Genomic DNA, 14133 nt, shown 5'->3' on the forward strand with positions numbered 1-14133 from the left:
CCGGAGCTGACCAGTCGCGGACCGTTGGAGTCCACAATGGAACTTTTTGGTAACTTGCTCGACGGTATTGGCGGAGTGGTCACGCCGATCAATCTGATGCTGCTTGCCTCCGGGGTTCTGCTCGGCATGGTCGTGGGCGTGATGCCGGGTCTCGGTCCATCTGCCGGGCTAGCCATCCTGCTGCCACTGACCTTCGGGCTTGATCCAACCGGCGCGATCGTGATGCTCGCCGCGGTGTACTACGGGGCCATGTATGGCGGCACGATCACCTCGGTGCTGATCAACACACCTGGCGAGTCCGCCACGGTCGCGAGTACCTTCGACGGCTATCCGCTCGCACGGCAGGGGCGTGCCGCCCCTGCGTTGGTGATGGCCGCGATCGCGTCGTTCGTCGCGGGCACCGTAGGCGCCATTCTGATCAGCGTGGCAGCACCTCCGACAGCGGCGCTGGCCGCGAACTTCGGCCCGCCGGAACTGTTCCTTGTCGTGGTACTCGGCCTGCTCACGCTGATCGTGGTCGTCGGCAAGAACCGGTTGCTTGGCGCCGTTTCGGTGCTACTTGGCTTCCTGCTCGCCACGGTCGGCATCGATATCGGCGGTGGCGAGCAGCGCTACACGTTTGGTTCCACCCAACTGATCAACGGGATCGACTTCATTCCGGTGGCGATCGGCCTGTTCGGGATCGGCGAGATCCTGCTGACGCTGTATCGGGGCGGGCACCTGGAACGGTTGCGATACTTCAAGGTCGGCGCGCGATCACGGCGCTTCTGGCCGACACGCAAGGACTTCGGCGAATCACGTGGTGCGATCGCGCGTGGCTCGGTGCTGGGCTTCTTCGTCGGTGCGACCCCTGGCGCGGGCGCGACCGTTGCCTCACTGATGTCCTACAGCGTGGAGAAATCGGTATCGCGTACCCCGGAAAAGTTCGGGAAGGGGGCGATGCCCGGCCTGGCCGGACCGGAGGCGGCGAACAACGCGGCGAGTTCCGGTGCCATGGTCCCATTGCTGACACTGGGGATACCTGGCTCGGCCTCCACCGCGGTGCTGCTCGCCGCCTTCCTCATGTGGGGTCTGCAACCCGGCCCACTGCTGATGGACCAGGAACCCGAACTCGCCTGGGGCCTGATCGGCAGCATGTACCTGGGCAACATCATGTTGGTGGTGCTGAACATTTTCTGCATCCCGCTGTTCGCGAGCATGGCGAAGGTACCGTTCCGCATCCTCGGCCCGATCGTCATCGTGCTGTGCACCCTGGGTACGTTCAGCGTGCACGGGAGCATCGTCGAGGTCGGGATCATGTTCGCCTGCGGCGTGCTTGGCTTCGTGATGCGGTTGTACGGGCTTTCCCCCGCTGCGCTGGTGATCGCGCTGGTGCTTGGCCCGCTCGCGGAGCAGACCCTGCGACAGTCGATGATCATCTCCGGCGGCAGTTTCGACGTGTTCCTTTCCCGGCCGGTCTCGCTGGTACTGCTCTGCGTGATTCCGCTGATCGCGATGCTGCCAATGATCAGCAAACTGACGCGGAACCGGTTGGCGCGCAAGCGCGCCACCGAGTCACCGACTCCAACGGGCCGCCACTAGCCGGTGCCCACATTCGGTCCGTTGAGTTTGAAGCGCGCGCCGGTTGGATCGGCGGCCGTCGCGAGCCTGCCGTACGGGGTGTCCATCGCTACGTCCACGACCGTGCCGCCGAGTTCGACGATCCGGGTCAGGGCGGCGTCGGTGTCCTCCGTACCGAAGTAGACCGACCAGTGCGCGGGGACACCCTCGGGCAGCACAGCCTCCGCGGCCATCACCCCAGCAAGCCAGTTGCCGTTGTCGTCCAGCACGGTGTACCGGAAGTCCGGAGTATCACTGACGGTATGCGTCCGCCAACCGAACACGGTCCGGTAGAACTCGAGCGCGGACTGGTAGTCGCGGGTGTGTAGTTCGAACCAGGCTGGCGCACCCGGCTCGGTGATAATGCCGAAACCCTGGTGTTCCTGTGGCTGCCAGCCGCCGATCGTGGCACCGCCGGGATCGGTAACCACGGTCATCGCGCCGAAGTCCCCAACGGGCATTGCCGGCACCACCACCTGCCCGCCGTTCGTACCGGCCGTCTCGGCGGCCTTCGCGGCGTCTGGGACCGCGAGGTAGACCGACCAGACGTCCGGATGATCAGCTTCCTGAGACCGCATACAGCCGGCAATCCGGATACCGTCCTTGCGGAAGTTGAAGTAGCCGCCGAACTCTTCGTTGGGTGGCTCCGCGGTCCAGCCAAACAGGCTGCCATAGAAATCCGCGCTGCGCTGTGGATCAGCGGTCATCAGATCGATCCAGCAGGGCGCGCCCTGCGGCGCGCTTTCTCGAATGGGCATGACGTCCCCTTCCTGTGTTTCGCCTACCGGCGGGAAACGAACGGGCCGGTGTCTACGGGTAGACGCACGGGCGCGGCGAAACTCAGCTGCCCGTCGACGGGTATGTCGCTGCGTCGAACGCGGGCGTAACGCTTCGCGAGGGTGAGTTCCACGGCGTGCGCCGTGCTTGTGGTGCTCGACCGTGCCGTCGTGGTAAAGCTAGCCCCAAAGCGGACGAAAGGACGGGTTATGACGTCGATTCGGGCAGGGCGCCAGCTGGCTGACGAGCTCACCACGGAACTGCACGCGCTGTATCGGCGGTTGCACGCCGAGCCCGAGCTGTCCATGCGGGAATACCGGACCGCCGAGCTGATCCAGCAACGGATGACCGAGTTGGGCTTCGAGACGTTCAGCTGCGGGGGTACCGGCGTGGTCGCGGTACTGCGCAATGGCACCGGTCCGGTGGTCGGCTTCCGCGCGGACACCGACGCGCTTCCCGTCCAGGAAGACACCGGGCTCGATTACGCCAGTGTGGCGCGGGGAAACCTGCCGGACGGCACCGAGGTGCCGGTGATGCACGCATGCGGACACGACACACATATCACGTGTGCCATTGGAGCCGCGCGGCTGCTCAGCGAGGACCGCGACGGCTGGGCGGGCACCGTGGTGTTCCTGTTCCAACCGGGAGAGGAGACCGCGCAGGGTGCCAAGGCGATGGTGGACGACGGGCTGTGGGATCGTGCGCCGCTGCCGGAGGTGATCTTCGGGCAGCATGTGTGGCCCGGCCGTGCCGGCACCATCGACATCTCCACGGGTCCCGCGATGGCCATGGCGGACAGCTGGCGGGTCACCGTACGCGGCCGCGGCGGGCACGGTTCCCGCCCGGAGGACACCATCGACCCGGTGGTGCTCGCCGCGCATATGGTGGTGCGCATCCAGTCGGTGGTGGCAAGGGAAGTACCCGCGCAGCAGGCGGCAGTGGTGACGATCGGCAGTTTCCACGCGGGGTTGAAGGAGAACATCATCCCCGCCGACGCGGAATTCACCATCAACGTGCGCAGCCTGGACGCCGCGGTGCGGGAACGGGTGCTCACCGCGCTGCGCAGGGTGATCTCGGCGGAGGCACAGGCCTCTGGCGCGCCCGAGCCCGAGGTGGCCGAGCTCTACACGTTCCCGCTGTTGTACAACGCGCCGGCACAGACCGCCGAGGTCCGCGCGACGCTCGGCGAAGCGATCGGCGCGGACAACGTGCTCGACGCGCAGCCCCGGATGGGTAGCGAGGACTTCGGTCATCTACCGGACGCCGCCGGTGTGCCCGGGGTGTACTGGTTCTTCGGCGGGATGCCGGACGAGGTGATGGACGGGCCGGATCCGGTGCCGTCCAACCATTCGCCGCAGTTCGCCCCGGTGCTCGAACCGACCCTGTCCACCGGGGTTACGGCCGCGCACGCGGTGCTGATGTCCCGGCTCGGCACCGGCGGCTGAGTGCACGGGCCGCGCAGCGGCGGAGTGATCGTCTCAGCCTTCGGAGATCGCGGGGATTCCCAGTTGTAGCCCGCTTTCCGATACGGCACGATCATGCTCGAAGATGGCGGATCGGGTGCCGAGGAGGCGAGAGCAACGACTACCGAGCAGCGGGTGGATGCCCACCCAGAGGTCACCGCGCTGGGCGCGGGCGCGCAGCGGAGCTGGTTGACCACGACGGCGATCGCCGACGTGGTCGCGGCGGAACAACGTCCGTTCCCTGCGGAGGAGTACGAACGGCGACTCAGCGCGGTCCGCGCCAGGATGGCCGAGGCCGGCCTGGCCGCGATGATCGTGTTCCGGCCGTCGAGCGTGGAGTATCTCTGCGGGTACCACACGGCGGAGACCGCCCCGCAACCCTTGCTGGTCACCGAAACGGACACCTACCTCTACGTGCCGGACCTGGAACTCGGCCGGTCATTGGCCAGCTCCCGGGTGGGCAACCTGCTCTACTGCGGTTACGCGGACGCGCTGCGCAGCCTCGACGTGTTCTTCGACCACGCGATCGGCGAGCTGCCCAAGGCCGCCAGGGTGGGCATCGAACTGGACCACACCTCCACGCCGCCGCGCGCGCTCGAACTGTTGCGGGAGAAGGGAATCGAGGTCGTCGCGGGCGAGCATCTGGTCGAACGGGTTCGCCTGGTGCTCTCCGCAGCCGAGATCGACTGCATGGAACGAGCCGCGGAACACACCGAAGCCGGTGTACGGGCGGGCTTCGCCGCGGCGAGCGAGCCGGGCGCCACCGATTCCAGCGTTGCCGCGGCGATCGCGGCCGCGCTGTACCGGGAGGCGAACTCGCCGTCGGTGTGGGGCCCGGTGGTGGCCACCGGTCAACGTGGCGGGATTCCGCATTCCAGCTGGCAGCATGGCCCGCTAGGGCAGGGGCTGACCTTCGTGGAGTTCGCCGGTACGCACCACCGTTATCACGCGCCGGTGATGCGTACGTTCACCCGCGCCGCGCTGGACGCGCCGGATCGGCGGCTGGTTGAGATGTCGAAGGCCGCGCTGACCGGGGTGCTGGAGACCGCGAAAGCGGGTATCTCGGCCGCCGAGGTCGCCCGCGCCGGTCGGGCCGCGATCGGCGTGATCCCCGATGACGTGGTGTTTCACCAGTTGTTCGGCTATCCGGTCGGCTTGGCGCACAAACCACACTGGATGGACGGCGCGCCGTTCTACCTGACGGTGGACAACGAGCAGCCACTCGAAGCGGGCATGGCGTTTCACGTGCCAGCCTCGTTTCGCATCTTCGGGCGGTCCGTGGTGGGACTCAGTCACACCTTCCTGGTCACCGAATCGGGCACCCGGGTACTGACCAAGGGTGACGCGGAGCTGGTCGAGCTGCCCTGAGGCCGCGCACCGCCAGACCCGTGGTGCGCCGCCGTTCGGCCCGTGCGATGCTGGCAACGGTGCGCGCCCGGCCGACTACCGGATGGCGTACCGGGTCAGCCGAGGCGACGATGTGGTCGCCGGTGTCCAAGAAGGGGTTTGGTGCGGTCATGGCGGCGGTCTGGCGGCTAGTCGTGATGCAGCCCGACGGCGATGATCCGCTCGCGGTCGTCGCCGTCTGGCCTGGTTCGGCACGGCTGCGCGCGCCATTGCTGGAACATGCCGAGTTCACCCCGGCGAGTGCGGGCCCGTGGCCGATGGCGCGCAACTGTGTGGTGTACGTGGCACAGCATGCGATCACCGGGTTGCGCAACGGGCGCACCTGCGTGTACGCGACCCCGCCGGCCACCGCACCAGGACGCTGGTGGGATGTGGCCGGCCGGCGGGGTCAGGTGCTGGTCACGCTGGGCGCGGAGCCGGCAGCTGGTCTGGTCACGGCGACAACCAGCAACACCGAACCGATCACCGACCTCGCCGAGCTCGGCACGGATCTGCGAGTCGGGCTCGCCAGGTTGGCGCCGGATCGCGGACCGCTGATCACACCTCGTCCCATCGTGTACAACTCGATGTCGCCGAGCTAGGTCCAGTGCTGGGCCGAGCGGCGCCAGACCAGTTCCCGGAACTGTCGGGTGGTTTCCGGGTAGAGCTCACCGGTACCCCAGTCGACGATCACCGCGTACTTCCGGATGAGGTCGAACATGTCCAGTTCACCCGCGCGGAAGCGCTCCGCGACCTCGTCCGGATCGGCGGACAACCAGCCCTTGCGCTCAGCGCGAATCCGATCCCTGGCCACCGTCGTGGCTGAGGTGTCGAGCTCGTAGGCGTCCACTTCGGGATCGATCGCGGTGATCACCACGCCGTAATCGCGTTCCGCGCCCCTGATCGAGACATAGCCGTCGATCACGTCCTCGAGTACCTGCTCGGGGCTGCGCTCCAGCGGGTCCCCATAACCACCGCCGCCCGCTGATGGCCGGACGAAACTGTCCCCGGACTGCACCGGAACCCCCGCGAAGACCGAACCGAGGAACCGCTCGTCCGGAGTGTCCTTGTTCAACCAGACACCGTGCGGAATGGACGGTAGCCCACCCTCGATGCCCCAGGTGATCGAGCGCGCGCGGTCACAGCAATAGGACATCACGGTTTTCGCGCAGTCGGTGAGCGTGCCACCCTTGTGTACTCCGCAGCCGCCCCGGTTACGGCCGGGCCCGCCGGAATCGGTGATCAGCTGATGGGTGCTGGTAAGTACCGGGGTGAGCCGTTCCTGGCCTTCCAACGGCTGCACCGCAAGGCCCACGCCGAATACCGGGGACGTGGCGTTCGAACCGTCCTTGCTGCCGCGGCCACCCCAGCCGCCGGCCATCCAGTCGTACCACATGAAATACGGATGTTGCGGCGCGCGGGCGTCATGCCCACCAATCAGTAGGTATTCCAGATTGAACGAACAGGCGATGGCCCGTTCGGGCATGATCTCCGACCACAGTTCAAAGATCGAGTTCATGATCTTCTCGTACGGTCCGGAGCAGAACCCGGTTACCGCATGCGGCCAGCCGGCGTTCACCACGGTGCCTTCCGGACCGAGGTCGGTGTTGATCGCGTTGTACAGACCGGAGTTGAGTGGTACGTCCGGGAAGAACGTCTTGGTGCCAGCCACGATCCCGGAAAAGGCGGTGCCGTAGCCCGCGTTCAGGAAACTGGCGACCGCGGGCGCGCAGCCACTGAGGTCGTAGCTGGCCTGATCGCCCGAGATGGTCAGCCGGACCTGTACCGGTACCAGGCCTTCGCCATGTGCCGGGTCGAAATCGATGTAGTCCCTGGTTGTCCAGGTGCCGTCCGGTAGACCAGCCACCCTGCTGCGCACGATGCGTTCCACATAGTCCTGTACGCCCTGCATCGCCTCCACCACGGAGGCCTTGCCGTACCTGCCAACCAGCCGGTGGATCTCCCGCTCGCAGACACTGGTGGCCTCGGCCTGGGCGTGCAGATCCCCCAAGCTGATATCCGGCGACCTGGTGTTGGCGACGAGTAGCTTGGCCACATCCCGCAGGAACTCGCCGCCGCGCCAGACCCGCAGCGGGGTGATCCGCAGGCCCTCGCTGAAATGCGCCGTGGCGTTCACATCGAACGATCCCGGTACGTTCCCGCCGATATCGGCCCAGTGGCCCTTGTTCTGCGCGAAGGCGATGAGCTCGCCATCGGCGAAGATCGGTTTGATGAAACTGACGTCGTTGAGGTGGGTGCCGCCGAGGTAGGGGCAGTTGATCGCGAATACGTCACCGGGATTGATATCCGAACCGAACTCCTCGAGCACCGCCTTACACTGGAAATGCAGCGTTCCCACGTGCACCGCGATGTCCTGGCTGCCCTGCATCACCGTGTTGCCGTTGGCGTCGCAGAGTGCCGAGGAGAAATCGCGCGCGTAGATCACGAACGAGTAGCAGGTTCGCAGGATCTGCTCGGACATCAGATCCACCGAGGTGGCGAAGGCGTTCTTGAGTACCTCGAAGGTCACCGGGTCCAGCGAGGTTCGGGATTCGGTGCTCTGGTTCATCGGGACTCCTCCTGTGTTTTGCCGGCACCCGCACCCGGTCGGATCAATGAGCTGGTTCGGGATTGTGTGCTCATTGGTCCTCCTCCTGTGTTGTGCGGGGCACCCGCACCCGGTCGGGCCAATGAGCTGGTTCGGGATTGTGTGCTCATTGGTCCTCCTCGAAGACGTGAATGCGGATGTTCTGCCATTCGTCGATGACCGCGGGGGTGTTGGGTGGGATGACCGTCGTGGAGTCGAGCTGTTCCAGGATGGCCGGGCCGAGAATGCGGGTGCCGGCCGCCAGCGTGGCGCGGTCGTATACCGGGGTGTCCACCCTGGCGCCGAGCTCGTCGAAGTAGGTACGCCGGTGCCCGGTTGGCTCTGGCGGGTCCTGTTCGCGTAGTTCCTGCCGGGGAAACTGGGGCTTTGGCGTCGCACCGGTTGCCCGCAGGGCGAGCTGGTACAGCTCAACCGGGGTGTCATCACGGCGGAACGAGTACTCGCGTTCGTGTTCCTCGTGGAAGTGCTCGACCGCGGCGCTCAACGCGTCCGGTCCCGGTGAGATCGGCACGCTCAGCGAGCGCCACTGTCCGGCGTAGCGCATGCTGATCGAACGTTCCAGCACCATATCGGCATCCGCCACACCTTCGCGGCGCAACCTGTGCGTGGCCTCGGTTTCCAGCTTGCCGAACTCGGCGGTCAACCGGTCGGTGTCCGCGACCGACGCCTCGGTCTGGTACATGGCGGTCAGGTCGTGCCGGATATCCACCAGCAGGCAGCCCTGCGCGGAGGTGATACCCGGATGCGGCGGGACCACGACGACGGGGATCGACAGCTCCTTCGCCAACGCCGCACCGTGCAGGCCGCCGGCGCCGCCGAAGACGACGAGGGCGAAATCGCGCGGATCGTATCCCCGGCGGATCGAGATGAGCCGGACCGCGTCGGCCATGTTCGCGTTCGCGACCTGCAGGATATCGCTGGCCGCCTCGTCCACGTCCAGCCCGAGTGGGGTGCCTACGCGATCGCTGATGGCGTGCTCGGCCGCCGTGCGATCCAGGGTCATCGCACCGCCGACGAGCTCGGTGCCCAACCGGTCGAGTACCAGGCTCGCATCGGTGTTCGTGGGTTCCTTACCGCCCAGCCGGTAGCAGGCCGGCCCAGGGTCGGCTCCGGCGGATGCTGGGCCATTGCGCAGCGAGCCGGCCTCGTCCAGCCAGGCCAGTGAACCACCGCCGGCGCCGATGGTGAGCACCTCGATGCTCGGAAAGCAGATCGGGAAGCCGTACTCCACGTGCCATTCCTTGGTCACCCGGATCTCGTTGTTGTGCACCAGCGAGATATCCGTGCTCGTGCCACCCATGTCCAGGCCGATCGCGTTGCCGTAGCCGCAGCGCTGGGCGAGATCGCGGACGGCGATGGCGCCGGCGGCGATCCCCGAGGCGGCCAGCCGCACGGGGTAGCGCTCGGCCATCCGGGGTGTCATGGATCCGCCGCCGGAATGCAGCAACAGCAAGTCACCGTCGTAGCCGCCATCGGAAAGCTCGTTTTCCAGCCGGTTCACGTAATCGCTAACCAGCGGTCCGAGCACGGTGTTGGCGACGGTGGTGGAGAACCGGTCGTACTCGAAGATCTCCGGCAGCACCTCGCTCGAGGTCGAGATGCGCACACCGGGTAGCTCTTCGGTGAGGATCTCCTGCATCCGGCGCTCGTGCGCGTCGTTCGCGTAGGAGTTGATGAACCCGATGGCGACCGTGCGCACACCCTTGCGGCGGAGCACCCCAGCCAGTCGTCGTGCTTCGTCCTCGTCCAGCGGGGTGACCACGTCACCGGTGTAGTTGACGCGCTCGGTCACCTCGTACCGATCCCGCCGGCGGATGTACGGACGGCCAACGTCCTGATAGGCGTCCCAGAGGTCGTCCTTGGTGCCGTTGCGGATCTCCAGCACGTCTCGGAAGCCTCGGGTGGTGACCATCGCCGCGGGTGGGAACCGGCGTGTGATCAGCGCGTTGGTGGCCACCGTTGTGCCGTGGGAGAACAGAGCGACATCAGTGAGCCGGATTCCCGCGGCGCGCACCCCGTCGAGCACGGCCCGCATTGGATCCTCGGGAGTCGAGGCGACCTTGGCCACGCTGGTGGTCGCGGTCTCGGTATTGAACACGCATACATCGGTAAACGTTCCGCCAACGTCCACCGCTACCCGGAGTTCTCGCACGTCAGCACCTCTTGGTCGGGTTCGATTTCCTGACACTATGAGGCGCCCGTCACATGGCGACAATTGTGTGAAGTGAGAGCATGCGAGCCACGGCTTGTTCGATCAGACAAGAATCCGAGGTTTCATGGGCACCGACCACGGGCTGCGCCTGGTGGATCTACTCGCCGCCAGGGAACTCGGCCTACGCATGCTCACCGACGCCGACCCGGATACGCCGATCGCTGGCGCGCACGCGATCGAGATCGAGCGGCCGCAGCGCTGGCTCGAGCCCGGCTGGCTGATGTTGACCACCGGATCGCGATTCAGCGGGCCGGGTTCGGCCGATGAGTCGTTGCGCGCCCTGGTGCGGCAACTGCACGAGGCGGGTATCGCCGGGCTCGCGTTCGGCGTGGGTGTCTGCCTGCCCGCCGTACCGCGTGCATTGGTGGATGAGGCTCGCCGTCGTGGCTTCCCGGTGCTGTCCGTGCCGCTCGAAGTGCCCTTCCTGCGGATCGAGAGCTTCGTGCACGAGGCCACCCGCACCTCGGACGTGCGAGCGCTCAAACGCACCGTCAGCTTCCAGGACTATCTGCTTGAGTCGCTCGCCGCCGAACACGCGGAAGGCGCGCTGGTCGGCAGGCTGGCCGAACTGCTACGCGGCACCGTCGTGCTGTACGACGACGCCGGCACCGTGTTGGCTTCCTCCGGTGTTGGTCCACTGCGGCTGATCCGCGACGAGATCATCAGCCACCCGGCCACCGGCCGACGGTTCACCGTCGGCAGGTGGCATGTGCGAACAGATCCGGTGCGGACCGGATATCTGCGGCATTGGCTCGCGATCGCCGCGCGCCGCAAGGAGATCTCGGACGAGCTGGCCGATCCAGCGCTGGAGGCCGCCCGCCGACTGGTCGCGATGATCGTGCGATCCAGGGAAGCGATCAGGGCCGAGGACCGGCTCCGGCGTACCGAACTGGTTCGCATGCTGATCGGCGCGGCGAGCGCGGAGGCCAACTACCTGTGGGACCGGCTCGCCGCGCACCGATTCCGGCCACACGGGGAAATCCGGCTACTGCTGCTCGCCACGCCCGATATGGCTGAACAGTCAGATCCGCGGCAGGCTGAACCGCCAGCCACACCCGAGAAACCGGCAAGCGGGGCGCCGCTGGAGCCAGCGGCCCAGTTGGCCAAGGCGGCCGCCGAACTCGACCTACCTCTGGTGGTCGCGGTGCACGAGGGACGGCTCGTGGCCGTGGTCGAAGCCGGCTGGACACCGCTTTCCCGCTGGCTCGAACGTCTGCCACCCGGAATGTGTTGCGGGGCAAGTGAGGCCTATACCGATCTGAGCCAGGGCGCCGCGCGGTTCCGGGAGGCCACGCTTGCCTGCACGGCGGCGCTACGCGGTGGCGAGCCCGTGCGACGCTTCGAGGACGTCGGCCTGGTCGACTGGCTGGTCGCCGGCCGGACCACCAGCCAATCCCGCGACAAGGCCGATCAGGTGCTCGAACCGGTGCTGGACAACCCGATGCTCGCCGAGGCGCTGGCCGAGTATTTCCGGAGTGCCTGCGATATCCGGCGGACCGCGCGCCGGCTGGCCCTGCATCCGAACTCGGTGCGCTACCGGCTGCGCCGAGTCGGCGAGCTGCTCGGCCGGGATCTGCGCGAGCCGGCCACCGTCGCGGAGCTGTACCTTGCCCTGCGGTTGAGTTCGGCCCGCGATCCCGGCTCGGCTGGCGAGCCTCAGCGGTCTCCGGGGCGGCCATCCGGCCCGGTACCACCAGGCCCGCCGCGGCCCGGTCCAGACCGCTGATCGCCGTCTGCGCCGTCGTCGGTCACCGTGCGGGCGGTCGCGGTCTCGCCGTCGACGTCCGCGACGACCATCACCGAGTCGCCCGTGGACACGTGGGTCGGATCGAACCCGGCCTCGCCCGATTCATCGATCTGGTAGGTCCGCTGGAAGCCGTCGGCGCTGCGGACCGTGAACTCGGTTGCGGTCAATTCGGTGATCTCCCCGCGTTGCAGCTGCTCGGTGCGGTACCCGTCAGCATCCGGCACGGTGTATTCCCCGTGTACGGCCGCATCCAACGTCGGGTCGACGTGCTGGGCACCAAGCCGACCACCGACCCGTTGTTGCTCAGCTGACGCCGACTCATCCGAGCTGAGGTAGATGATCGTCCCACCGGCGACGGCAATGCCGGCGGCGATGGCGATCGCGGTCAGCGTTCGGCGGGGCGACCATGGTGGCGGAGCGGTCTCGGTCGGCGCACCCCACGGGCGCGGTTGGTCGGCCCCTGGTTCCTGATCGGTTTGTCCTCGGTTGTCGGTCATCACGCCTCCGCTAGCCCAGTCATGGTCGGTATCGAGCGTTCGCGGTGCTGCTGTGTTCCGGCTGTGCCCGTGATGGGCATTGGCTGTGCGTGCTAACCGGGTGCCGTTCCAGGCGGATCGCGACGAGATGTCACGCGGAGTCAGCCGGCCTCTATGAACACGGCGGGTGGCGAGTTAGGTTAGCCTAAGTATAGCTGTGTCGCTGGGAGGATCGATGTCAGAGCATTCCGCCGCGTTCGATCATCTGATCCACTGGGTCGACGATCTCGAAGCCGCGAGATCGGCCTACGACGAGGCTGGCTTCCCGATTCAGGCCACGCTCACGATGCCGGGGTTCCGCAACGCCGCCTGGGGCGTCGATGACGAACGGTATGTGGAGCTTGCCACGGTCGATGACTGGGAGGCCGTGGCCAGCTCGAAGTACGCCGCGGGCCTTCAGGTGCTGAGGCCCGCGATCGAGTCGCGCCCCGCCTCGGGCCTGGTGACCTTCGCCGTCGACGTACCCGACGTGCGGGCCACCGCGGCGAGGCTCCGCGAGGCCGGGCACGACGTGGCCGAGGTCGAGGTGCGCTTCGAGGAACGCAACGCCGGGTTCGTGGAGGTCTTCGTCCTGGACCTCCCGTCGTACTTTCCCTTCTTCATTAGCTACGACCCGCCGCGCGCCGAGATCGGCCGGATGCGCGCCGAGTACCGGGCCGCTGAGGGCATCACGTTCGACGGCCGCCCCGAGTTGACCGCGCTCCTGGTGCGCAGCAACGCTCCCGAGGCCGACGCGCGCCGCCTGGCCGAACTGACCGGCTGCGATGTTCACGGCTTGACTGTCGCGCTGCCCGGCGCCGAGGTCCGCTTCCAGAAGGGGACACCGGCCGGTCTGTACGGGATCGCGGTACACGGGCTCGACCCGGCCACCGCGCCCGGTGAGGTAGCCGGAATGACCGTGCACGCTGAGGCGTGACCGAGCGCGTCCGCAGCCGGCGGCATCCGGCCGACCTGTCACGACGTCGGCCAGCCCGCGAACGGCTCGTGCTGGCGCCTTCGTTATCCACAGTGAACGCACAGGATCAGCACAGCGTGGACATATCCGGTCAGGTCATGATCACCGCATGACATGGGGCAAAGCCGAGCGAGCCGCAGCGCTGCGCCGGCCAGATGGTCAGCCGGTGCGGGTGCTTGTCGTGGACGACGAGCTCACGTTGACCGAACTGCTGGCCATGGCGCTGCGAATGGAGTCATGGGAGGTCCGCTCCGCCGGCGACGGGGTGAGCGCCGTGCGGATCGCCCGAACATTCCGGCCGGACGCGGTGGTGCTTGACGTGATGTTGCCCGACCAGTCCGGGCTCGAACTGCTGCGCGCATTGCGCGCCGAGCTTCCCGATTTACCAGTGTTGCTGCTGACCGCGAAGGACTCCGTGGAGGATCGGATCGCCGGGCTGACCGCTGGCGGCGATGACTATGTGACCAAGCCGTTCAGCCTGGAAGAGGTGGTGCTTCGGCTGCGGGCGCTGATGCGCCGGACCGGGATCACCGCCGCCGATGCCGGCGCGTTGCTGGTCGTCGGTGACCTGACGCTCGATGAGGACACCCGCGAGGTACATCGGGCCGGCTCTGCGATCCAACTCACCGCGACCGAGTTCGAGCTGTTGCGGTTTCTCATGCGCAACCCCCGGCGCGTGCTCAGCAAAGCACAGATCCTCGATCGCGTGTGGCGCTACGACTTCGGCGGCCAGGCGAATATCGTCGAGCTCTATATTTCCTACCTGCGCAAGAAGATCGAAGCCGACTGGGCGCCGATGATCCACACCAAGCGCGGCGCCGGATATGTGCTCAAGCCGGCGGATTAGGCC

General features: G+C 67.1%; 12 protein-coding genes. 8 read left to right on the plus strand and 4 right to left on the minus strand.

The features are described 5' to 3' along the window. The first annotated feature begins 36 nt into the window (after nucleotides 1-36). The gene (locus tag EV191_RS18470; protein WP_132878350.1) at nucleotides 37-1581 is read left to right on the plus strand and encodes a tripartite tricarboxylate transporter permease; all 1545 of its coding nucleotides are present in this window, start codon (nucleotides 37-39) and stop codon (nucleotides 1579-1581) included. On the opposite strand, the gene EV191_RS18475 is transcribed toward EV191_RS18470, so the two are convergent. Then, nucleotides 1578-2357 carry a VOC family protein gene (locus EV191_RS18475; protein WP_132878351.1) on the minus strand — a complete coding sequence of 260 codons (780 nt, stop codon included), beginning with the start codon at nucleotides 2355-2357 and terminating at the stop codon, nucleotides 1578-1580. The genes EV191_RS18470 and EV191_RS18475 overlap by 4 nt on opposite strands. Nucleotides 2358-2585: 228 nt before the next feature. On the opposite strand from EV191_RS18475, the gene EV191_RS18480 reads away from it, so the two are divergent. The 3 genes from EV191_RS18480 (at nucleotide 2586) to EV191_RS18490 (ending at nucleotide 5827) form a co-directional block, all read left to right on the plus strand. Continuing rightward, on the plus strand, nucleotides 2586-3821 hold the full coding sequence (locus tag EV191_RS18480) for an amidohydrolase (protein ID WP_132878352.1): 1236 nt from the start codon (nucleotides 2586-2588) through the stop codon (nucleotides 3819-3821). A 93-nt stretch (nucleotides 3822-3914) separates the two neighbouring features. After that, entirely contained in the window at nucleotides 3915-5207 is a 1293-nt protein-coding gene (locus EV191_RS18485) for a M24 family metallopeptidase (RefSeq protein ID WP_132878353.1), read from the plus strand. Nucleotides 5208-5266: 59 nt separating this feature from the next. Beyond that, the gene (locus EV191_RS18490; RefSeq protein ID WP_132878354.1) at nucleotides 5267-5827 is read left to right on the plus strand and encodes a hypothetical protein; all 561 of its coding nucleotides are present in this window, start codon (nucleotides 5267-5269) and stop codon (nucleotides 5825-5827) included. On the opposite strand, the gene EV191_RS18495 is transcribed toward EV191_RS18490, so the two are convergent. After that, the gene (locus tag EV191_RS18495) at nucleotides 5824-7794 is read right to left on the minus strand and encodes a hydantoinase B/oxoprolinase family protein (protein WP_132878355.1); all 1971 of its coding nucleotides are present in this window, start codon (nucleotides 7792-7794) and stop codon (nucleotides 5824-5826) included. The two genes, EV191_RS18490 and EV191_RS18495, sit on opposite strands and share 4 nt — an antisense overlap. A 145-nt stretch (nucleotides 7795-7939) precedes the next feature. After that, complete coding sequence (locus EV191_RS18500; RefSeq protein WP_132878356.1) at nucleotides 7940-9985, minus strand: hydantoinase/oxoprolinase family protein; 2046 nt, start codon at nucleotides 9983-9985, stop codon at nucleotides 7940-7942. Nucleotides 9986-10109: 124 nt separating this feature from the next. Between EV191_RS18500 and EV191_RS18505 the strand changes: the two genes are divergently transcribed. Then, nucleotides 10110-11771 carry a PucR family transcriptional regulator gene (locus EV191_RS18505; protein WP_132878357.1) on the plus strand — a complete coding sequence of 554 codons (1662 nt, stop codon included), beginning with the start codon at nucleotides 10110-10112 and terminating at the stop codon, nucleotides 11769-11771. Here the strand turns inward: EV191_RS18505 and EV191_RS18510 are convergent. Then, nucleotides 11702-12289, minus strand: a complete 588-nt coding sequence (locus EV191_RS18510; RefSeq protein WP_132878358.1) for a hypothetical protein — start codon at nucleotides 12287-12289, stop codon at nucleotides 11702-11704. The two genes, EV191_RS18505 and EV191_RS18510, sit on opposite strands and share 70 nt — an antisense overlap. A gap of 214 nt (nucleotides 12290-12503) precedes the next feature. Between EV191_RS18510 and EV191_RS18515 the strand changes: the two genes are divergently transcribed. The 3 genes from EV191_RS18515 to EV191_RS18520 are packed head-to-tail and all read left to right on the plus strand — an operon-like array spanning nucleotide 12504 to nucleotide 14130. Then, entirely contained in the window at nucleotides 12504-13244 is a 741-nt protein-coding gene (locus tag EV191_RS18515; protein WP_132878359.1) for a VOC family protein, read from the plus strand. After that, the gene (locus tag EV191_RS30130) at nucleotides 13241-13396 is read left to right on the plus strand and encodes a hypothetical protein (protein WP_165913003.1); all 156 of its coding nucleotides are present in this window, start codon (nucleotides 13241-13243) and stop codon (nucleotides 13394-13396) included. Before EV191_RS18515 ends, EV191_RS30130 begins: the two co-directional genes overlap by 4 nt. After that, nucleotides 13393-14130, plus strand: a complete 738-nt coding sequence (locus tag EV191_RS18520; protein ID WP_132878360.1) for a response regulator transcription factor — start codon at nucleotides 13393-13395, stop codon at nucleotides 14128-14130. Before EV191_RS30130 ends, EV191_RS18520 begins: the two co-directional genes overlap by 4 nt. Nucleotides 14131-14133 lie beyond the last annotated feature (3 nt).

The sequence above is a fragment of the Tamaricihabitans halophyticus genome (assembly GCF_004340875.1).
Classification (GTDB): Bacteria; Actinomycetota; Actinomycetes; order Mycobacteriales; family Pseudonocardiaceae; genus Tamaricihabitans; species Tamaricihabitans halophyticus.

What these genes read in the sequence shown, in the direction of transcription:
- EV191_RS18510 (WP_132878358.1), bottom strand. Translation starts at nt 12,289, where the DNA reads ATGACCGACAACCGAGGACAAACCGATCAGGAACCAGGGGCCGACCAA.
- EV191_RS18505 (WP_132878357.1), top strand. Translation starts at nt 10,110, where the DNA reads ATGGGCACCGACCACGGGCTGCGCCTGGTGGATCTACTCGCCGCCAGG.
- EV191_RS18520 (WP_132878360.1), top strand. Translation starts at nt 13,393, where the DNA reads ATGACATGGGGCAAAGCCGAGCGAGCCGCAGCGCTGCGCCGGCCAGAT.
- EV191_RS18515 (WP_132878359.1), top strand. Translation starts at nt 12,504, where the DNA reads ATGTCAGAGCATTCCGCCGCGTTCGATCATCTGATCCACTGGGTCGAC.
- EV191_RS18470 (WP_132878350.1), top strand. Translation starts at nt 37, where the DNA reads ATGGAACTTTTTGGTAACTTGCTCGACGGTATTGGCGGAGTGGTCACG.
- EV191_RS18495 (WP_132878355.1), bottom strand. Translation starts at nt 7,794, where the DNA reads ATGAACCAGAGCACCGAATCCCGAACCTCGCTGGACCCGGTGACCTTC.
- EV191_RS18480 (WP_132878352.1), top strand. Translation starts at nt 2,586, where the DNA reads ATGACGTCGATTCGGGCAGGGCGCCAGCTGGCTGACGAGCTCACCACG.
- EV191_RS18475 (WP_132878351.1), bottom strand. Translation starts at nt 2,357, where the DNA reads ATGCCCATTCGAGAAAGCGCGCCGCAGGGCGCGCCCTGCTGGATCGAT.
- EV191_RS18485 (WP_132878353.1), top strand. Translation starts at nt 3,915, where the DNA reads ATGCTCGAAGATGGCGGATCGGGTGCCGAGGAGGCGAGAGCAACGACT.